Source organism: Thermostichus vulcanus str. 'Rupite', assembly GCF_022848905.1.
Classification (GTDB): Bacteria; Cyanobacteriota; Cyanobacteriia; order Thermostichales; family Thermostichaceae; genus Thermostichus; species Thermostichus vulcanus_A.
In genome coordinates this window covers 1-20,009 of record NZ_JAFIRA010000054.1, presented here as the reverse complement: position 1 = coordinate 20,009, position 20,009 = coordinate 1, and the positions used below count along the sequence as shown (strand labels likewise).

18 protein-coding genes and 1 other RNA gene are annotated in these 20,009 nt (G+C 56.4%); 12 read left to right on the top strand and 7 right to left on the bottom strand.

The window, feature by feature from the left end:
* Nucleotides 1–269 precede the first annotated feature (269 nt).
* From JX360_RS15385 to JX360_RS15365, 5 genes are all read left to right on the top strand, one after another.
* Complete coding sequence (locus JX360_RS15385; RefSeq protein ID WP_244352681.1) at nucleotides 270–2,009, top strand: glycoside hydrolase family protein; 1,740 nt, start codon at nucleotides 270–272, stop codon at nucleotides 2,007–2,009.
* 117 nt (nucleotides 2,010–2,126) lie between these two features.
* A complete protein-coding gene (locus JX360_RS15380; protein WP_328286040.1) occupies nucleotides 2,127–3,155 on the top strand; it encodes a rod shape-determining protein in 1,029 nt (342 codons plus the stop codon).
* 60 nt (nucleotides 3,156–3,215) lie between these two features.
* Nucleotides 3,216–3,974 carry a rod shape-determining protein MreC gene (gene mreC, locus JX360_RS15375; protein ID WP_244352679.1) on the top strand — a complete coding sequence of 253 codons (759 nt, stop codon included), beginning with the start codon at nucleotides 3,216–3,218 and terminating at the stop codon, nucleotides 3,972–3,974.
* Complete coding sequence (mreD, locus tag JX360_RS15370) at nucleotides 3,946–4,596, top strand: rod shape-determining protein MreD (protein ID WP_244352677.1); 651 nt, start codon at nucleotides 3,946–3,948, stop codon at nucleotides 4,594–4,596. Before mreC ends, mreD begins: the two co-directional genes overlap by 29 nt.
* Before the next feature lie 180 nt (nucleotides 4,597–4,776).
* Nucleotides 4,777–5,004 (top strand): indolepyruvate ferredoxin oxidoreductase subunit alpha, encoded by a 228-nt coding sequence (locus JX360_RS15365; protein ID WP_244352670.1) that lies wholly within the window; start codon nucleotides 4,777–4,779, stop codon nucleotides 5,002–5,004.
* A gap of 84 nt (nucleotides 5,005–5,088) precedes the next feature.
* Here the strand turns inward: JX360_RS15365 and JX360_RS15360 are convergent, their stop codons facing one another.
* Nucleotides 5,089–5,613 carry a YIP1 family protein gene (locus JX360_RS15360; RefSeq protein ID WP_244352668.1) on the bottom strand — a complete coding sequence of 175 codons (525 nt, stop codon included), beginning with the start codon at nucleotides 5,611–5,613 and terminating at the stop codon, nucleotides 5,089–5,091.
* A 123-nt stretch (nucleotides 5,614–5,736) separates the two neighbouring features.
* Between JX360_RS15360 and ssrS the strand changes: the two genes are divergently transcribed.
* Nucleotides 5,737–5,923: non-coding RNA, 6S RNA (gene ssrS, locus JX360_RS15355), on the top strand.
* Between the two features lie 124 nt (nucleotides 5,924–6,047).
* Here the strand turns inward: ssrS and JX360_RS15350 are convergent.
* Complete coding sequence (locus JX360_RS15350) at nucleotides 6,048–8,027, bottom strand: protein kinase domain-containing protein (RefSeq protein WP_244352666.1); 1,980 nt, start codon at nucleotides 8,025–8,027, stop codon at nucleotides 6,048–6,050.
* Nucleotides 8,028–8,145: 118 nt separating this feature from the next.
* Here JX360_RS15350 and JX360_RS15345 point away from each other — a divergent pair, with 118 nt between their 5' ends.
* Nucleotides 8,146–9,009: an inositol monophosphatase family protein gene (locus JX360_RS15345; RefSeq protein ID WP_244352659.1), complete on the top strand. Its 864-nt coding sequence runs from the start codon at nucleotides 8,146–8,148 to the stop codon at nucleotides 9,007–9,009.
* On the opposite strand, the gene JX360_RS15340 is transcribed toward JX360_RS15345, so the two are convergent.
* Nucleotides 8,964–9,947 carry a glycosyltransferase family 2 protein gene (locus JX360_RS15340; protein ID WP_244352657.1) on the bottom strand — a complete coding sequence of 328 codons (984 nt, stop codon included), beginning with the start codon at nucleotides 9,945–9,947 and terminating at the stop codon, nucleotides 8,964–8,966. The genes JX360_RS15345 and JX360_RS15340 overlap by 46 nt on opposite strands.
* A 204-nt stretch (nucleotides 9,948–10,151) precedes the next feature.
* Here JX360_RS15340 and gshA point away from each other — a divergent pair, with 204 nt between their 5' ends.
* Nucleotides 10,152–11,288, top strand: a complete 1,137-nt coding sequence (gene gshA / locus JX360_RS15335; RefSeq protein WP_244352655.1) for a glutamate--cysteine ligase — start codon at nucleotides 10,152–10,154, stop codon at nucleotides 11,286–11,288.
* A gap of 58 nt (nucleotides 11,289–11,346) precedes the next feature.
* Here gshA and lpdA read toward each other — a convergent pair whose 3' ends face one another.
* The 3 genes from lpdA to JX360_RS15320 form a co-directional block, all read right to left on the bottom strand.
* Nucleotides 11,347–12,741 (bottom strand): dihydrolipoyl dehydrogenase, encoded by a 1,395-nt coding sequence (gene lpdA, locus JX360_RS15330; protein WP_244352654.1) that lies wholly within the window; start codon nucleotides 12,739–12,741, stop codon nucleotides 11,347–11,349.
* A 100-nt stretch (nucleotides 12,742–12,841) separates the two neighbouring features.
* Complete coding sequence (locus tag JX360_RS15325) at nucleotides 12,842–13,588, bottom strand: TVP38/TMEM64 family protein (RefSeq protein ID WP_244352653.1); 747 nt, start codon at nucleotides 13,586–13,588, stop codon at nucleotides 12,842–12,844.
* A gap of 187 nt (nucleotides 13,589–13,775) precedes the next feature.
* Nucleotides 13,776–15,551 (bottom strand): phospholipase D-like domain-containing protein, encoded by a 1,776-nt coding sequence (locus tag JX360_RS15320; protein WP_244352652.1) that lies wholly within the window; start codon nucleotides 15,549–15,551, stop codon nucleotides 13,776–13,778.
* Between the two features lie 177 nt (nucleotides 15,552–15,728).
* On the opposite strand from JX360_RS15320, the gene JX360_RS15315 reads away from it, so the two are divergent.
* The 4 genes from JX360_RS15315 (at nucleotide 15,729) to JX360_RS15300 (ending at nucleotide 19,344) form a co-directional block, all read left to right on the top strand.
* A complete protein-coding gene (locus JX360_RS15315; RefSeq protein WP_244352650.1) occupies nucleotides 15,729–16,277 on the top strand; it encodes a fasciclin domain-containing protein in 549 nt (182 codons plus the stop codon).
* 65 nt (nucleotides 16,278–16,342) lie between these two features.
* Nucleotides 16,343–16,504 (top strand): hypothetical protein, encoded by a 162-nt coding sequence (locus JX360_RS15310; RefSeq protein ID WP_244352649.1) that lies wholly within the window; start codon nucleotides 16,343–16,345, stop codon nucleotides 16,502–16,504.
* A 200-nt stretch (nucleotides 16,505–16,704) separates the two neighbouring features.
* Nucleotides 16,705–18,252, top strand: coding sequence for a GTP-binding protein (locus JX360_RS15305; protein ID WP_244352648.1), 1,548 nt, complete (start codon nucleotides 16,705–16,707; stop codon nucleotides 18,250–18,252).
* Nucleotides 18,253–18,438: 186 nt separating this feature from the next.
* The gene (locus JX360_RS15300) at nucleotides 18,439–19,344 is read left to right on the top strand and encodes a serine/threonine protein kinase (RefSeq protein ID WP_244352643.1); all 906 of its coding nucleotides are present in this window, start codon (nucleotides 18,439–18,441) and stop codon (nucleotides 19,342–19,344) included.
* Nucleotides 19,345–19,395: 51 nt separating this feature from the next.
* Here JX360_RS15300 and JX360_RS15295 read toward each other — a convergent pair.
* On the bottom strand, nucleotides 19,396–20,009 hold a 614-nt coding region (locus JX360_RS15295), incomplete at its 5' end, for a zinc ribbon domain-containing protein (protein ID WP_244352641.1).

The window sequence follows — 20,009 nt, the reverse complement described above, 5'->3', positions numbered from 1 at the left end:
GCTTGAGTGTGGTGGTGACCCGTTTCATGGGGACTATTGTATGTACTATTTCTGTTGCTGAATAAATTCAGCCTGTGCGCTTATATCCCCCGGTTAGAAACCGGGGGCTTTACGCTGCTTTTCGTAAGCCGTTGGTAAAACATTTGGGACAGTTCTCGATTTTGAACAGATTCATCGGATGCTGGCCGATGTTCTGAGGTTTGCGCCCATACCCACAGACAAACTCCCTGCCCCCTGACTATGATTGGAGCCATTTATGGAGGCTGAGAGTGTTGGGGTTGCGGAAAAAACAAGGGATCCGCTGGAAAGTGCTCTGCACCGCTAAGGCGATCGGGGCGCTGCTGAGTGGGGTGCTGTTGCTTTTGGGGTGCACGGCTCATGCGCAGTTGTTTGGGCCGGGCCATTCCCTTCTTCAGAACTTTGGTCAGAATGCCAGTTCCCCGCCACGAGAGAGTCCTCAAGTCATTCCCCAGCAAGAACTGGAATCCCTGGCCACAGCTAGCCTCAACGCTTTTTGCCAGCAACCTGCCGCAGAGGTGGCTCGCAAAGCGCAACTGCGCCAACAGGCCCACCAATCCGACCGCGCCTGGGCGGATTACACGCAAATCTTGGCGGATCATCGAGCCGCCTTGATGGCCTGTCGTAGTCAACGTTGGCCCCAGATCCAAGCCATTTGGGTGCGTCTTCATCCTTGTGATGCCAATACGGGGGTGTTGGATCAGGTGTTTGACCAAGTGGTGAATTTGGGGTACAACCGCGTCTTCATCGAAACCTTTTACGATGGCCGCTCCATTTTGCCCCAGTCGGATTTTCCGGGCGGGGTAGGAATTTGGCCCAGCCTTCAACCCAATACCGATCTCTTGGAGTTAGCCCTCAGAGCCGCACGACAGCGGGGTTTATCGGCCTACGCTTGGGTATTTTCCCTCAACTTTGGCTACAGTTACGGGCAACGAGCGGATCGACAGGTGGCGCTGGCCCGCAATGGTCGTGGCATTACCACTGTCTTGGATCCAGCCACAGCCCTTTCGGAGGACTTGGGAAGCCCGGGTGAGGTTTTTGTGGATCCCTTTCACCCGCTGGCTCGACAGGATTTTGCCGGGTTAATTGAGCAACTCCTACACCGACAACCGGACGGGATCCTCTTCGACTACATTCGCTATCCGCGCGGATCGGGGGGAGCCAGTCTAGCCACTGGCGTCAAGGATTTGTGGATTTATGGGGAAGCTGCCCGGCAAGCCTACCTGGATTTGGCAGAAAATCTGGCAGGTCGAGCGTTGTTGGAGCGCTATTTGGCTCAGGGATATGTGACTGTGACGGATGTGTTGCAGTTGGATACCCTCTATGGCGAAGAGCCCCGCTGGCGCTGGCCAGGGGATCCCAAACCGGATTGGGCAGGGATCTCATTGCTGGAAGCCTTAGAACCCTCAGCAGAGCCGGAGCCTGAACGGGAGCAGAGGGAGATACTCCTTGAAGCACAACTGGAAGAGGTGGATCCCACCCCCTCTCCTACCCCTACCCCTGACGCAGCAACCCGACAGGAACGCTGGCAGAAGGAGCTGTGGTTCCTTAGCGTTGACTTTGCTCGCCATGGGGTACTGGAGTATCTGAACCAGGCGGCTGACCTGGCCCGAAGCCGTGGGATCCCAGCAGGCGCGGTCTTTTTCCCGGATGGCAACCAAGCGGTGGGAGCAGGATTCGACTCCCGTCTCCAACCCTGGGATCGCTTTGACCCGAATATGGAATGGCACCCGATGGCCTATGCCAAATGTGAGGATGCCTCTTGTGTAGTAGAGCAGGTGGAGCGAGTCTTAGCGGCGGCCTCTCCCCACACCTTTGTCTGCCCAGCCATTGCTGGATTGTGGGGACAACCCCAACGACAACGCCCGACTTTAGAAGTGCAGATGGGAGAGCTAGCCCGTCAATTACCCCAATTGCCTTGTGTGAGCCATTTTGCGCTGTCTTGGATTGAACCGGAACTGGAGCGTAGTCGCCAAGCCTGTCAACTGTGAGTTGATTTTCGCGAACCGGTGGGGTTGAACCAGTTGGACTACCGGTTGCACTAGTTGCACTATAGTAGGTACCAAGACTTACCGCTTCTTCACCAAGAACGATTGGAGTAACAGACTGTGGGGCTATTCAGCCGATTCTCCCGTGACATGGGCATCGATTTGGGCACTGCCAACACGCTAGTCTATGTGGCTGGCCGGGGTATCGTCCTACAGGAGCCCTCTGTCGTCGCCATCGACCAAAACACTAAGCAACCCCTTGCCGTCGGAGAAGATGCCAAAAAGATGTTGGGTCGTACACCCGGCAACATTGTGGCGGTGCGTCCTTTGCGGGATGGGGTGATTGCTGACTTCGACACGGCGGAGATGATGCTGAAACACTTCATCCATCGCGTTCACGAAGGCCGCTATCTCATTGCTCCCCGTATTGTCATCGGGATCCCCAGCGGAGTGACCGGGGTGGAACGGCGGGCGGTGATGGAAGCTGCTCTACAAGCGGGATCCCGGGAAGTGTATTTGGTAGATGAACCTGTGGCGGCGGCGATTGGGGCAGGCTTGCCCGTGCAGGAAGCTACCGGCAACATGATTATCGATATCGGTGGCGGCACCACTGAGGTGGCGGTGCTCAGTTTGCAGGGGATCGTGCTGAGTGAGTCGGTGCGGGTGGCCGGGGATGAACTCAGCGAGGCCATTGCCCAGTACATGAAAAAAGTTCATAACCTCACGATCGGGGAGCGCACCGCCGAGGAGATCAAAATTCAAATCGGTTCCGCCTACCCGATTCAAGAGGAGCTGACCATGGAAGTGCGCGGCTTGCATCTCCTCTCAGGCTTGCCCCGTACTGTCACGGTAAAAAGCACCGAAATTCGTGAGAGTATGGCGGAGCCCCTCTCGGTGATCGTGGAAGCGATTAAGCGCACTCTGGAACGTACCCCACCGGAATTGGCGGCAGATATCATCGATCGGGGCATTATGTTGGCAGGGGGAGGGGCTTTGTTGAAGGGCTTGGATGCCCTGATCAGTCATGAAACCGGGATCCTGGTTCATATTGCCGCAGATCCCCTCAGTTGTGTGGTGTTGGGTACGGGCCGGGTTCTGGAGGATTTCAAAACCTTGGGTCGAGTGCTGAGCAGCAGCTTCAAAGGCTAACCCCCAGTTCAGGGGGATCCCTGTTTTAAGTGTGAGTCGAGTGGGTCGAAGGGGTATCGCTTGAATCGGCTACGCCAGTGGTGGATGCACTATGGCCTAGGGTTGCTCTTGTCTGCCCTAGCAGTGGGGGTTGCCTTGGGATTGCGCCAAACCCAGGGATCCCTGTTGGTGGAGCTCTACAGCTGGATTACCACCCCCGCCCGCCCGCCTGTCGATCCGTCTGTGGTATTGAACCAAGCAGCTACCCGCGAGTTACAGGCCCTGGTTGCCGAGTTGCAATATCAAAACCGCGAGCTGAAGCGACTGCTGCAATTTACCGAGCAAATGCCCCAAAGCGGGATCCCGGCAGCGGTGGTGGGTCGTAGCGCCGACCATTGGTGGCAACAGCTAACCCTGAGCCGAGGCAGACAGCAGGGGGTGAAGGTCGGGGATGTGGTGATGGCTCCCGGCGGGTTGATTGGGCGGGTGGAGTCGGTTACCCCCAATACCAGCCGTGTATTGCTAATCAGCGATCCCACCAGCCGAGTTGGGGTCATGGTCAGTCGTAGCCGTCATATGGGTGTGATGCGAGGCACCGGCACCCAAAACGCCATTTTGGAGTTTTTCGATAAGGATCCTAAGGTGGAGGTTGGGGATGTGGTAGTCACCTCTGGCCTAAGCAGCTTCTATCCTGCGGGAGTGGTGGTGGGAACCATTCGAGCCGTGAATTTGGATGCCAGCCCTGCCCCGCAAGCCACCGTCGAACTGTCAGCACCACTGGGCCTCCTAGAGTGGGGGTTGATCTACAGCTATGCTCAATCCCCTACTGCTCAACCTTAAGTACTACCTCAACGGGCTGGTGACGGCCTTAACCGGGCTGTTGGCTGTTGTCGCTCCCTGGTGGCGGGGGCCGGGTCTAGAACTGGCCGGGCTAACCCCCGATTGGCCGTTGATTTGGGTGGTGTGTTGGAGTGTACGGCGCAACCCTTGGCAGGGAGCAGTAGCCGGGATCACCTTGGGTCTGTTACAGGATGCCCTCACTAGCCCGCGCCCTACCCATGCTCTGGGATTGGCAGTGGTCGGGATCCTAACAGCTCGATTGCAAAAACAACGCTACATGCAGGAAGACTTTATCTCAGTTGCCTTGATTGTCTTTGGCATGGTGGTGATTGCCGAAACCCTGATGGCTCTGCAATGGATGCTGTTGACGACCTCCGTTTGGCAGGGATCCGATGGCATGAGCTTGACGGGAATGGAAACATTTCTGGATGGATTGTGGAACCCAATTCAGCCCTCCGGCACCATTAGTGGCGACGGCCCCCGCTCTCTAGAAAGCATTTGGTGGAATCACCAACGCAATGCCCTGACCTCGGCCATCTTAAGTAGCCTATGGGCGCCGGCTCTTTACTGGCCCCTCAGCCATTGGTGGCAGTCTCAGGAACGGGATCCCAAAGAGGTTTAACTCATCCTGTGGTTTTTTCTTCCGATCAACAGCCCTGAATCGCTCCCGGATCCCACTCATCGGGAGCCAAGTTTTGACCTAAAATGACGAAGCCATCTGCGATCCACAAAGGATGGGCAAGCAATGCGCAAAGCAGATGAGCAAAGCAACCGGTTTGGAATGGTTAAGAAGGAGGGATCCATGCCGCATACAATCGTCACCGATATCTGTGAAGGCATTGCCGATTGTGTAGAGGCTTGCCCAGTAGCCTGCATTCATCCCGGAGACACCAAAAACGCCAAAGGCACCGACTACTTTTGGATCGAGTTTGCCACCTGCATCGACTGCGGCATTTGTTTACAAGTCTGTCCGATAGAAGGGGCAATTGTACCGGAAGAGCAACCCCAACTGCAGCGGGTGCCCAGTTAGTTGAGTTGTTATTGCCGTTTTTTAGGGTTTTTTACGGTGTTCAGACTGCGAGGAGCCTTGATTAGGAGCTTCAAGCATCCCACTCTAGCTCAAGGATGCCAAAGCCACGATGCCACTGGTCAACCAGCTGAGGGCTAAGATTCCCCCTAGGAAAGTCAACGGGATCAAGCCCACCAGGCGCCACCACTCCAGATCCAGTGCAACCGCCGCCGCCCGTACCTGCCAAACCACAAACCACAACAGAGCTACCAAACCCAAAAGGGATCCCGCCACACCTCCCAAAGACTGAGCTGGCCCCAACAAAAGCCAGGGCAAACCGGCAAACCCTGTCAGACAGAGCAGCGCTGCAAAAGAGGGAGCGGACCGTCCAAAACAAAAGGCCAGCAGCTGCAACAAAGCTGTCAAGGTAACCCAGCCCAAGGCCCCCATCAACACGGCCAATATCATTCCTGGTAAACTTGCTCCGGTGCGGCGAACGGCATCCAGACTGTTCAGCAACCCCACCACCACAAAGGCTTGCCAAAGAACGGGCTGTTCCCGTAGGGCCCGGAAAGTACGCTCAGGCATGAACCAAGCGCCGTAGATGTTGTCCAGCAAAGAGTCGAGCATTGTCGGGAAGGAGTTACATTCCCACTTATCCTAGCCTGAAGGGTCGGTGAAATCCTTGAATCCATTCATCATCCGCAAGGGATCCCATCTTTGACAGCCGGAGGAATGAGGTATGATCGGTGAAGGATTCTGTGGCGTTGGTGACTGCCGTTATGTTTTTCTGATCTATACCTTTCGACAATTAGGATGGGTTGTGGATGTGAGAGCAGTAGGCCAAATTCAGTTTGGAAACTATCAAGAATCATCCCCGATATCCTAAACTGGATTCTCCAGGTCGAAAACCACGGTAAAACGGCGCAATAGAATCTCCAAAAAGACTCTCGATGGGGGTCTTTTTGTTTTTCAAGGGTGTCTCAAGTCTGTATTGAGTCCAGTCTCAGGCAGTCCAGATTCTACTTAGGTCGGCGATTGTTTTGAGTGGGATCCGAGCTGGGCTAGGGAGCTGTATTTTTTTGATGAGTTTCCTTGCGTTGGGCAGCAGGGATCCGGTGCAAATTCAACAGCATCATTGCGCTGAGGGGACGTGTATTCGCCAGCAGACCCATCCCCAACACTACCCAACTGTTAAGCCCAAGGCTAGACAATAGCCAACCCAGCAGTAATGCTGATAGCCCCCCTTCTGCAATTGTGGCCAAGATCCAGGCCCAGGTGCCCTTCCAGTGCTGAGACAGCAACGCCCACTGTAATCCCCCCACCCCGATCCCGATCAGCAAACCACGAGTTATACTGCTCATCGCCAGCACAGCACGTTGAGGCAAGGGATCCACCACAATCCAGTCGAGGATATCCATTCCCAGTAGCGGGGCCAAAAACTCGGCACCCACCCACCCCAAGGCCGTTCCCAGTCCAGTTGCGCCTATCCACCAGGGAGAAACCCGTTGTCGCAACACCACCCACTGCAGCAAACCGATCACCAAACCGATCCCAGCACCAGCCAAACCACTGGCTGCTGTTCCTAGGACTCCCAGAAGCCGAATCAAGGCTCCTACCCCCAGATAACCGAGCGCAGCTGCAGCAAAATTAGCTACCAGCCAACCCAAAGCCAGCCCTTTGCTTAGGCGCGGCGTATTGAGAATACGGGATCCAGACTTGCTGTTGAAATATTCCTGTCCGACTTGCTGTTCCACCTCCCGCAGGCCCTGTTCTGCCGAGAGGTTGTCCGGTTCTAGCCGCAACACTCCCTGATAGTCCATTTGCGCCAGCCCCCAATGCCCTTGTCGCTGGTGGGCCAGAGCGCGGTAAAGGTAGTAGCGAGCTTCGTTGGGGGCCAAGGAGATCATCTCGTTCAGGAGATGCACCGCCATTTTGTACTCCCCTTCTTCGATTAAATGCACCGCCCGTTGTAGATTCCCCTCATCGGTTTGCGGTTTGGGGGCGACCCGACCCATCGGCTGTTGGGTAACCTGTTGGCCAAATCCAGTCGGGATCCGTTGCGGTCGATGACTTTGCGGTGGAGCAGAGCGATCCGGAGCGGTAGAGGAGGCCACTTTATCGCTGTAGACCGCCCGCAACTGCTGGCTGACCACCTCCATGTTGGGGGGTCTGAGAGCCGGATCTTTTTCCAGACAACTGAAAATCACCTTTTCCAGCGCATCCGGAATGCGGTGGGACAGCTTGTGCTCCCGAAAAGGTCGGGGTTTTTGAAAATTGTGGACATGGTACCAGCCCTGCAAACTGTCGGTATCCGGCTCAAAGGGCAGTACTCCAGTCAACAATTCGTACAGCAGCAACCCCAGTGAATAAATATCAGAGCGGGCATCCAGTTTTTCTCCGCGCATTTGCTCCGGTGACGCATAGACCATCGTGCCCAGAAAGTAGCCGGTTTGGGTCAGGCCACGAGCGGTTTCCCCCATTAGTTTGGAGATACCAAAGTCGAGGATTTTGATGCGCTCCTTTCCATCCGGCCCCTTCTGCACAAAGATATTGCTGGGTTTGATATCCCGGTGAATCACCCCCCGGATGGAGTGTTTGCCCAAGTCCATTTGAAAGTTGTGGGCGTGGTGGAGGGCTGAACAAATCTGTAGGGCTAGGTTCACAACCCTTACCGGGTGTAGGGGGCCTTCTCGCGTTAAAATATAGTCCAAACCCTGGCCAGTGTAAGGTTTGGCATTCAAGTACTCCATCACCAGATAAGGCTGGTTTTGATACATTCCATAGGAGCGTACCTGCACAATGTTGGGATGTTCCCCCAACAAAGCACTCACCCGGGCTTCATCCATGAAGCGTTGCTGGAGTTGCTGGTAATACTCCGGGCCCATATCGGGTGGAGGCGGGCGCAACAACTTCACAGCCACCAGCTCATCATCCAGTTGGGTATCCACAGCTTTGAACACATTGCCATAGCCCCCTTCGCTGACGTGGTAGGTCAGTCGGTAGCGGTTGCCAATCAGTTGCCCAATCAGGCGTTGGTTCATGAAGGAGGGCGGCTAGCCGTTGATAGCTCAACTACGATTCTAGTTCTAGTCAGCTTACAACCCTTGTGCGGGTTTCCCGCAACAATGCTTGTGTCCTTGAAAGAGTTAGGATTGGGGCATGAACTCTCCTTCTGCAACCGCCCCGCCAGCTTTATCTCCCTTCTGGCTTGAGGTCACCGAATTTGCCTTGCAGATCACGGCCACTGTGGGATCCCAGCTGTTGGCGGATTTTGGTCAGGCTCAACCCAGTGAAAAAGCGGATGGGAGCTTGGTAACTCCCTCCGATGAATGGGCGGATCACGCCTTTCAGAAGGCGATTGCCGCGACTTTTCCGGGGCATGGCTACCTGAGCGAGGAAGCGAACCACATCTTCCCGGAGACCGAGTGGTGTTGGGTGGTGGATCCCCTGGATGGCACCACCAATTTTGCTCGCGGGATCCCGATTTGGGGCAGTTCTCTGGCGTTGTTGCACCACGGTTTACCGGTGTTCGGCTGTGTGCATTTGCCGCCGATCCGCCAAACCTTTCATGGCTACTACCCCCAGTCCGACATCGATCCGGGGCCAGCCGCGTTTCTCACCCGCCACGACCAGGATCCCGTCCATCCCCAACCAATTCGTCCCAGCAAGGCCCACCCCGGCCCCAACCAATTGTTCAATTTTTGCTCCCGTAGCAGCCATTGGATCAGCCCACAATTTCCCTGTAAAGCACGCATGCTGGGAGGGGCTGCCTACAATATGCTGTCGGTGGCTTGCGGCACCCTTTTGGGAGCGGTGGAGCGATCCCCGAAAATTTGGGATGTTGCGGCGGTGTGGGCGATTGTCAAGGGGGCAGGTGCCGTCTGGGAACCTCTCAGTCCTGAAGATCCTGAGCTGAGCCAACCGTTGATCCCTGGCCAAGACTATGGCCACCTAACTTATCCCACTCTGTTGGCAGCTCAAGCGGAGTGGATCCCGTTGTTTCGCTCCTTCATTTCTCTGTAGCCTTCATACACCGCCAGCACGTTGTACCAATTCAAGAAAAACACCCGGCACAGCTCCAGGGCCAGTTGCGGGCGACCCTGCTCGATCAGCCAGCGTAGCAAGGGTTCTACCCGTTTTTCGTTGAGCCATCCCCCCAGCGACAACACCCCCCAGAGCAGTTGGTGCAGAGGGGTCATCTGGATCATCAGGCGCACTTCCCAAGTGGGGTGTTTTTGGTAAAAGAGGATCCCCATGCGGCCCCGTTGCCGTTCCCGCTCGATCAAGCTAGGGATCTGCTTCAGCTCAAAAGGGGGGTGCCAGTGATAGCCCGCCGCCTGTGGACATTTCACCAGCTTCAGGCCCAAGCGTTTCAGGCGTACCCCCAACTCCAGATCCTCCCAGCCGTACAGTTGAAAGCGTTCGTCAAAAGGGCCGGCTGAGGTCTCTGCCGCCAACTGCAACCAATGACGGGCAATGGCGACGTTGCCAGTGGCAAAAAAGGCTGCCGAGAAATCTGTCGGTTTGAAGGGCTCAGAACGGGGATCCTGAAAATTGCTGGTGTTGATCACCCGCCCGTAGGTAAATACCTTCCCCTCATGGGCATGGTTGGGATCCCCCGTCACCCCTTGCTGCTGCAACATCTGGGCATGGCTGGCCAAGAAATGCTCTACCACCACCAGGTCGCTATCGATGAAGATGATCACGGATCCCTGAGCATGGCGGAACCCGAGGTTACGGGCGGCAGCAGGGCCTCGGTGCTCTTGACACAGTAGCTTGAGGTTGGGTAACCCAACTGGGTTTGTTTGCAGCCATTCCACGGTGCCATCGCTAGAGCCGTCATCCACCACCACCACTTCATAGCCGAGGTAAGGGCCGGGCTGCTGCTGGGCTAAAGCCCGCAAACAGTGCTCCAGGATGGGGCGGCGGTTGTAGGTAGGAATGATAACGCTGAAGTACACCGGGGATCCCTAAGATGGCTGTGGAACGGTTGAGGTGATCATCCATGGGCAATCATGTGTTGATCATACAGAGGGGATCCCTGTGGCTGGGGGGTCTCTAAAGGCAGACATAAATCACACGAACCGGGATCCCCCACAAAATCACACAAAAATAAGGAAGAGGAGAAAGGTTACACTGTTGAGGCTGCGGCTGGAGGCTTGCCTGTGCTACTGACCAAGGGCTTTGAGGTGGAAATGTACACTGGTACTGCCACCGGGGAAGTGGTGGGCTTGTCGGATCGGATCTGCCAGGCCCTGCCGGGGTTTGTGCGGGAACCGGATCGGCGTAATGTTGAGTATATTACCCCTCCTCTGCGTCGCTACGAAGATTTAATCTGTGCCTTGTTGCAGCCGCGGGCGCAGTTACGGCAATTTTTGTGCAGCCTTGGCCCCTACACCCTGTTGCCGGGAAGCACCTTGGCTTTGGGAGGTGCTGACCACTTCGAGCGTTCCGATCCGGACAACCCCTACCACGACTATATCGAGCGCACCTACGGCACCCAGGTGGTCACCGCCAGCATTCACATCAATGTCGGCTTGCCAGATACCGAGTCCATCTTCCGCGCCTGTCGTCTGTTGCGGGTGGAGGCTCCCCTCTATCTAGCCCTGAGTGCTTCCTCCCCGTTTCTGGATGGGCAAGTGACGGGATCCCATTCCAGTCGCTGGCAGGTGTTTCCCAAGACCCCGGCCCAGGTACCCCTCTTTCGAGATCACGCCCATTACATTACCTGGATGCAGGAGCAGTTGGCCCTGGGCACCATGCAGAATGTCCGTCACCTCTGGGCTGCTGTGCGCCCCAATGGCCCGGAACGCCCCTATCACCTGAACCGGGCGGAGCTGCGCATCTGTGATTTGGTGGGGGATCCAGTGATGATCCTGGCGATTACGGCGTTGATCGAGGCACGACTGTTGCAGTTGCTGGCAGATCCGGAGGCATTGGATCCCTTGCGGGGCGCATTTACTCCGATGGAACTGGAGACTCTTTGTGATCAGAATGAGCAAGCCGCTGCCCGACACTCTCTACACGCAACCCTGATCGACTGGCAAAAGGGCCGCGAACGGGTGGCGCAAGAGTGGATCGAAGAGCTGCTCACAGAGGCTTGGCGCATCGGTCAACCGCAGGGGTTTGGTTGCTTTTTGGCTCCGCTCCAGACGCTGCTGAAACAGGGCAACGAGGCCCAGCGCTGGTTGCAACAGGTCAACCAGGGATCCTCTCCCGCCCAGGTGTATCAACAGGCGATTCAGGAGCTGGCTTTCCAGGAACAGGCGATGCTGGAAACCCTGTGCCAGGCAGTGGGATAACCTAGGTCACTGTTTAGATTGGGTTACTAGATCGGGCTAGATCCGGCTGAGATCCGGCCTAAGATTCAACCGAGGAGTTAACCAAACTGTGGGCCGCCCGCTTGTAGGCTTCGTCCAGGGTTTCCGCCAGGGTGGGGTGGACATGCACCAAGGTGGCCAACTCTTGGACACTGGCTCGGCGGGCAATCGCTTGAGCGGCTTCGTGAATTAAATCGGCCGCATGGGCGCCAAAAATATGGGATCCCAGTAGCTGTCCGGTGGCCTTATCGAAGACCAGCTTCACCATACCGTCGGTTTCTCCGGAGGCAATGGCTTTGGAATTACCGCCAAAATAGGTGCGCACGGTGCCAACGCTGTAGCCCTCCTCTTTAGCTTGGGGTTCCGTCAACCCGACAAATCCCATTTCCGGGTGGGTAAACACCGCCGCCGGAATGCTCAAGTAATCCATGTAGGTGGTGCGGCCACAGATGTTTTCTACTGCTACAATCCCCTGAGCCGCTGCCGTATGGGCCAGCATCATCTTGCCCGTAACATCGCCAATCGCCCACAGGTGGGGTAAGTCCGTGGCCATGCGACTATCAACGGGAATAAAGCCCCGTTTACCAATATCGATCCCCAACTCCGCCAACCCCAACTCGCGCGCCACCGGGATCCGTCCGGCAGCCACCAAACAGCCGTCCACAGCAAGGGTTTCCCCAGTAGACAGGTGCAGGGTCACCGGCTTGCCAGGGATCACCTGCTTGGCCAGCACCCCTACCCGTGTTTGAATGGGGCGGGGTTTGATCAGCACCCGTTGTGCTAGACGAGCAATGTCTGGGTCAAATGCCGGCATCAGGGTATCTAGCGCCTCGATTAGGATCACCTCCGATCCAAGGGCAGTATAGACATCCGCAAATTCCTGGCCGATGTAGCCACTGCCGATGATTGCCAGCTTGGCCGGGATCCACTCCAGCCGCACCGCTTCATCACTGGTAAAGACGGTCTTGCCGTCGGTTTGAATGCCAGGGGGGATAAAGGGCTGGGAGCCGGTGGCGATGATCACATTTTGGGCGGTGTAGGTTTGGGATCCACTTGCTCCTTGCACCTCAACCGTTTGGCCGGAGAGCAACTTGCCCTGTCCCCGCAAGATCGTTACGCCCAATTTCTCGAGGGAGCGGGTCATATCAGAGCGGATTTTCTCCACCACCCTTGCCGCATGGGCTGCAATTGCCCCCCGGTCAAATTGGATGGATCCCACCTGAATGCCCAGTTCAGCACTGTGTTGCAGTTCTCGCAAGCGACCGGCTACCGCCAACAGAGCTTTGGACGGGATACAGCCGCGATTGATGCAGGTTCCCCCCAGTTCTGCGGATTCGATAATGGCCGTTTTCAGGCCGCATTCGACAGCATGGAGGGCCGCGCCATGTCCGCCAACGCCCGCGCCAATGATGATCAGGTCGTAATCGAAGCTCATGGTGAAAAAAGGTGGACAGGTGCTTTATTTTCTCATTCCCCTGGCCCTGTGACACCCGATCTCCAGAATCTCTCAGCAGGTGTGGGTCGGTGGGATCCCTTCACGCAGGCTCCACCACCTCTTGTAAGGCTTGGCGGGCAATGCGAGTGACATAAACCGTCACGGCGACGGTCGCGATCAACCCAAGGATGCGAATCACCCATTGGGCAGCTTGTACTTGCGGATCCAACTGGGAACTGCCCATATTGGCCAGGGATCCCGCCAACGAGCCAATGTACACGTACATAAACGTGCCCGGTACAATCCCCGCCGTGCCCACCACATTATCCAAAAAAGAAACTTGGGTCAGACCAAGGGCATAGTTGAGCACATTAAAGGGAAAGGCCGGCGACAAACGAATCAACCCGACCATTTTCCATCCCTCACGCCCCACTGCCCGATCAATAGCCGCAAACTTCGCATTGCCAGCAATCCACTTGGCCACCCGTTCCCGCGCCAAGTAGCGTCCGATCAAAAAGGCCAAATTCGCCCCGATCGTTGCCCCGATCACCACATACACAGCCCCAGCCAGCACCCCGAACACGGCCCCTGCTCCCAAGGTCAACACCGAAGCCGGTAGAAACAGCACCGTTGCCACAATGTAGATGCCAATGAAGATGATCGGCCCCAGTGGCCCCAATCCTTCGATCCAGGCTAGAGCATCGGTAAAAAAGCTCTGCACAGCTCCAAACACTCCCAATTGACGTGCCACCCAAAAGACAACAATAGCCACACCCACGCTAACAGCAAGCTTGAGCCAAGACCGCCGCTTGCTAGAGGTTGTGCTTGGTTGAGATAGATCTTCCATCGGTCAAACTCCTACAGAATGGGTGAGCCTTGAGATATGCGAAGCATCCATCCGATTCCATCCGATTTACAGCCCTTTGCGCCAAGGCCACGCTAGCGCGACCACTAGTCACCTAGCACGAAATTAATCTCCTTCGCGACAGCGGTGCGGAGCACCCTAGCACCTTGCTGTTTTGAGGGTTAAGGCTTCACCAACTGACTCGATCCCGTAATTGTTCCAGTCGGGTTGGGCCGATACCATTGACCCGTTGCAAGTCTTCTAGAGAGGTAAAGGGACGGGCCTCGATGATGCGCTGGGCAAGGGCAGGGCCAACCCCAGGCAGTTGTTCCAGTTCGGCAGCACTGGCGGTATTCACGTTGATGCGGATGGTTGCTGCTGATTGGGTGGGCGTAGTTGCAGCAGCCGGGGCGAGCGGTGAATCTTGACTAACCTCAATCACTTCCACTTCCACCCCTTCGAGATCCGGTTCAGGCAAGGAAGCGGTGGCGGGAATGGGGTTGGGGCACAGACGGGATCTCTCTTCAACCCGTTGTTGTAGGCGGCGGCTGGGGCCAAAGCGAGCATCTGTAATTAAACGGTCGAACTCGCGCACGAAATTATCCACAACCACGCGATTGCGGATAATCAGCAGGTTCTCATCGTTGGTGTGGTTAGCCGCCACCGACCAGTTGTGGGATCCGGTGATGACGGTGGCATTGGCAGTACCGGGGTCGATAATGCCGAACTTGTGGTGCAGTTTATCGGTACGAGCTAAGTTTGGCACTCCCACCGATTGGGCCGGCAGAGTCCAGGGCAAACGCACGGGATCCACCGTGCAATTTTCACTGGGGAGCAGCAGGCCCCACATCTCTAGCGTGCGGCTGTAATCCCGAAAGGCAAAACCAGGATCGAACACCCCGCGAATCTCCACGTTGCGCTCCCGCCGCAGTTGCTTCATCTGGTTGGCAATGCCTTGATCCGTAAAGACAAATAGGGCCAGATCAATCTGTTGCTGCGCTTGGGCTAGGGTGGCGGCGATGATGCCGTTGGAGGTGGCTTCGTAGGGTAAGGAGCGGCTGGTGGGAGAAAAATGCACGCCCACGATCGCATCGGCAATATAGACGGTTTCTAAAGGTCGTCTGGGCTTTTGCACCCCAAACTGGCTATCGGGCAATCCTCCAGGGCCATCCCCCCACATGGTGTTGAATTCGTCGGTATAAATGCGAGCTAGCTCTGGGCTTTCCAACAGCACCATATGATTGGCATTGCCGACACTACCGGGAGAGTCAAAATCACCGTGGATATCGGAGAGGGTGAAATTGGCGGATCCCATCAATACCTTTTGCCCGTCGATGACGACAAACTTGTGGTGCATCAGGCCACTCCCCTTGGAGCCGTCGGCGGTATCATCCAGCCAGGGCACATTACCCCGATCCAACACAGCATAGATATCCCGCGTGGCAATTTCCTCTTCAGAAAAGCGGCCATCCCGGTTCACATCCACCAGGTTGCGGTACTCTTCAAATTTGCCGCGGCTGCGCTCGTCTAGCGCCTGCACTTGGGCGGGGGTCAGCTCATGCCAGGCCCGTACATAGGTGTTTTCGGTGATAAAACGCACCGGGATTCCCGCTTGACGGCGCTCCACCAACGCTTGGGCGATCAGAGGCAGGTTTAATTCTTGAACGGCAATATCAACTGAACTTTGGGCAGAGCGGATCTGGGACACAATCAGCTCTTCTAAGTTGTAGCCGTAGCGATAGATCTGTCGATAGGGATCCCGATAGGTGCTCTCGCGGCTGTGGTTAAACTCCACCCGAATGCGGGGATGTTGAGGCAGAGCGTCAAGGGTGGGCAGCTCCGGCTCCCGTTCATAGGGCCTGGGCCTGGGGCCGACCCAGTAACCGATGACCACCAGTACCAGCAGCAAGGCTACCCACGGCAACCAACGGCGAATTTGCCGTAACCACGGAGGGATCCCGTTCATCGTTCAATCTCTCAACCTGCCAAGCCCGTCACACCACTACCATATCGCCTGTTTTTGGAGCTTTGGGGCAGCCAATTGTGCGGCAACAGGTACCTGGGAGTTTCTCTTCTGCCCCCTGCCGACTGCCACGGTAGGCCCAATAGGATCAAGCGGTAGCTTTTCAATTTATTAACTATGATGTCTGTTCGTAAATTTTTCTTACTGGGTTTGGTGGCCTTGGCCAGCCTGACGCTGGTTGCCTGTGGCTCTGGTTCGAGTGAAACAGCGATTTCTCCGCCTCAGCCCAGCCCGACGGTGTCTCCCACCCCTGCACCTCAAGATATTGTTACCATCGCCTCCGGTAATCCTGACTTCAGCACCTTGGTGGCAGCTTTACAGGCGGCTGACCTGGTGGGTGCCCTACAGGCGGAGGGACCTTTTACCGTGTTTGCGCCCACCAATGCTGCCTTTGCGGCTTTACCTGCGGGTACGGTTGAGTCGCTGCTGTTGCCGGAGAACCAAGCGGAACTGGTGCGCATTCTCACTTACCATGTGGTGTCTGGCTTAGCTCCCTCCAGTGCCCTCAGCTCCGGCCAGCAGGTTACCACTTTAGAGGGATCCCCAGTAACGGTCACGATTGAGGGGGGACAGATCCGCATCAATGATTCCAACGTGGTTGTCGCGGACATCGAAGCCTCCAATGGCATCATCCACGTCATCGATGCCGTGTTGATCCCACCTCAGTAGGGTTTCACGCATCATAGATCTAGATAGATCTAGAAAGATCCAGCGGTTTAGCAAGGAGAGCGATCATGGAACGGCCCAAATGGGTGGCGATTGCCACAGGGATCCTAGCGATTGCGTTGGGGGTGGGCTATTTGCTGTTGGTGCAGCTCCTAGACTATCGCGGTGGAGAATTTCTGCCCGCACCGCTGGATCCGCTGGCGGTTGTGGGGGGGAATGGATTGAGGTAGGTTTGCGGGAAACTTCACCCCGTGGCTGCAGAGGGTCACAGGGATCCCTGGCCTGGTTGGCTTGCCCGAATTGAAGAGGGATCCCTGTTTTTCGTCGAATTGTCCCTCGAACTTAGACAAAAACGTGTACCCGGCTACAGCAGACCCTATGCTATAGAAGCGAATGCGGATACGGTTCGCTACAGGTGCTGGTGTTCCAAATGGCCCAGCAGCCACGGGATCCTTCGGGCAAGCTGTGGGTTGGGATGGTGTTGTCGCGCTCCACTTGGGTGTGGTTGTTGGCAGGGTTGGGTTTAGCAGCCCTCAGCCAGTATGTGCAATGGGTCGGCGGGATCTACGGTGCGGTTGCTCCCTACTCTGTACCCCTGGCCGATCTGGCAGTGCTCGGGATCCTTGGCGGGACGGCAGCAGCGGGGCTCTCGGCACGAAATTGGTGGCAACAGGCTCGCCAGCAACCAACGGCTTCAACCCAAAAGCACAAACCGCTGCGACGGGTCAAACTCACGCCGGATCAGGTGCAATCGGATCTGGAGAATGCGGATCGCCTGATCCAGAAGCTACAGGATGACATCAGCCGCCGCGCTCTGCGGGCCAAGATTCAGGAAATTGATCAGCGTCTCAGCCAGCAGGAGTTGCACTTGGTTGTCTTTGGCACCAGCTCTGCCGGGAAAACCTCCTTGATCAATGCGTTGCTGGGTCAGCCTGTGGGCGAAACCGCCCCCACGTTAGGCACCACCCAACAGGGATCCATTCATACCTATCAACTGGCCGGCTTCAAGGGCTCTATTTCCCTTACCGATACGCCGGGGTTGCTGGCGATTGGAGGGGCGGGGGAAGCTGAGGCTCGGTCGTTGGCCCAGAAGGCGGATCTGCTGATTTTGGTGGTGGCGGGAGATCTGCTGGCTTCGGAATATGCCGAATTAATCGAATTGGCGCAACTGGGTAAACCGGCTATTTTGGCCCTCAACAAGACCGATCAGATGCTGCCGGAGGAAGTGGAGACGATCCTGGCCCACCTGCGCCGACGCACTGCGGACGTGATTCCTCCTGAACAGGTGGTGGCCATTGCTGCCGATCCCGAGCCCATGAAGGTACGCTATTGCTTTGCGGATGGATCCCGGCAGGAAACCTGGGAGCCGCAATCACCTGATACCGCTAACCTGATTCACCAAATGGCCCATCTGCTGCAGCAAAAGGGATCCCATCTGCGCTTGGCCAACGCGCTGCTGCAAACCCAAACCTTAACGGAAGCTGCCCAAAAAGCCTTACAGGAAGAACGTAGCCAACGGGGACGACAAATCGTCGAGCGGATGCAGTGGGCAACAGCGGCGGCGTTAGCAGTGACACCCATGCCAGCGTTGGATGTGGTGGCCGGTGTAGCCATTCAAGCCCGCATGATCGGGGAGCTGCATCAAGCCTTTGATCGACGCATCACCCTGAAGCGGGCCCAACAGGCAGCCCAAAGCTTGGCGCAAATTTTGGTGCAGTTGGGGGGGATGGAGTTGGCCACCCAGGCGCTGGGATCCTTCCTCAAGGCCAGTCCACTCGCCCTGATGGGGATCCCGCTGCAGGCGGTGAGCGGGGCTTTTCTGACACGGGTGGCGGGTCTCAGTTATCTGGAATGGCTGCAGTCTGGGGATCCCTGGCAGGAAGAAGAGATGCAACAACGGGTCAAGCAACAGCTGCACAACCATCGACCCTTGGCTTTTCTCACCCAATTGGCCCGCCAGGCCCGCTCCAGCAGCTAGTTAAGCAACCCTTGTCAGAATGTCCGTATTTTCGCGCCACGCAAGTGTTATTTCAATATGTTTCACATGAGTGATTCTCACGAACTAGAGGATTTTCTCCTGTTTTTGCGCGATTTCGCGGAGTATTTTTAGGGTTTCGGCGGGTCAGAATTGAATCAAGATTGAATTGAGCCGGAAGAGAAGGGAATGGGCTCAAGCATCTCCGTAGCATCTTTGAATTGGGTGGCAGAGAATTTCAGTTGTGGAGGGTTTGGCTGTACCTATCTGGTGCGGGATCAACATCGTCCTGGCAAGCCCCTGTGTGTCTTGAAGCAACTCAACCCGATAACGGTATCGGGTGAAGCGGGATCCCCTCTTTCCGCGTGGCAAGAACTGGAAACCCTCTCAGCCGCTCTACTGGGCTTTCAACAGGAAGCCGAAATGTTGGAACGGGTGGGATCCCATCCTCACCTGCCGCAGCTACTGGCCTACTTTGAGCAAGACCAACACCACTACTTGGTGCAACAGTTCCTACCGGGATCTCCTTTGGATGCGCGGCCAGGAGTCCGCTGGACGGCTCAGCAGGCGATCCCCTTTTTGCGGCAGATGTTGGCCATCCTCAGCCATCTGCACCAAGAAGGAATCATCCACAGAGATATTAAACCCGCCAATATCCTGCAGGTTGGGGATCCGGAACACGCAACCTACAACCTGGTGGATTTTGGGGCTGCGGTCTGGTTTGGCGAACAACCCACCTATTCCCTGTTTATCGGTACCGAAGGCTACGCCGCACCGGAGCAATACGAGGGCCACCCCCGCCCCAACAGCGATCTGTACGCTCTCGGTCAAGTGACGCTGGAACTGCTAACCGGCCAAGCTCCTTCTCATAGCGGTCAATCCTCGTGTCAGGTGTACCCTTTGCCCCCCGCCCTCTGGCGCCTCCTGAAAAAGATGACCGAAGCGGATCCCAATCAACGCTATGCCTCCTGTGAAGCGGTTCTGCAGGATCTCGATCTCATCGAAGCTGAGCATGACCCTGGGGATGAAGAAACCATCTCCAAATCATCCGCGAAGCTGGGATCCTCACCCCGCCTGCATTGTCTGACCAGTTAGGAAGGCTCTAGGTTGACACTCCCCCGGTTAGAAACCGGGGGATTCTCCCTTCTAGCTCCCCACAGCTTGAAGCTGTGGAGGATTCATAGCACTCCGTGCCGTGCAGAGCACGAGGGAGTTCAGGGGATTGCCAACTACCCCATCCCCTGAGCCGACCGTACCCATTACAGATACGGCTTCTTTTAGACTCAGAGGACACGCGAATCCATCCCACTGGGCAATGTTCATTGCGGCATTCCAGTCGGCATCACAGTAATACCCGTCCTGCCCGGTGAACAGATGCCCACTCCTTTTCCCAATGGCCTCCGGCCCTGCGGAGCAGATCAATCCTGTCCTGTGGTCGGTTTTGGATGTGTAGGCAGCAGGACGTTTATGCAGGGTTCTGCCCGCCATTTCTAGCTTGTAGGCAGTCTTCCACTCCAAGTCGTAGTACGACCAGGTATGGCGCGATTTCCCGGCATCCGAACGCGCCTTCTGGCTCTGTCTGGATTGGCGGATACCCGAGAGGTCTTCCATCCACACATCCGCATTTACCGCCTTGGCAAACCGTACAATGCGGCGGCTAACGGTGTGGTTGACTGCCCTCATCCAACGGGCTTCTTTGCGCTCCAGTCGCTTGAGTGCTCGGTATTTACCCGCCTGTTGCAACTGGGCACGACGCTTCT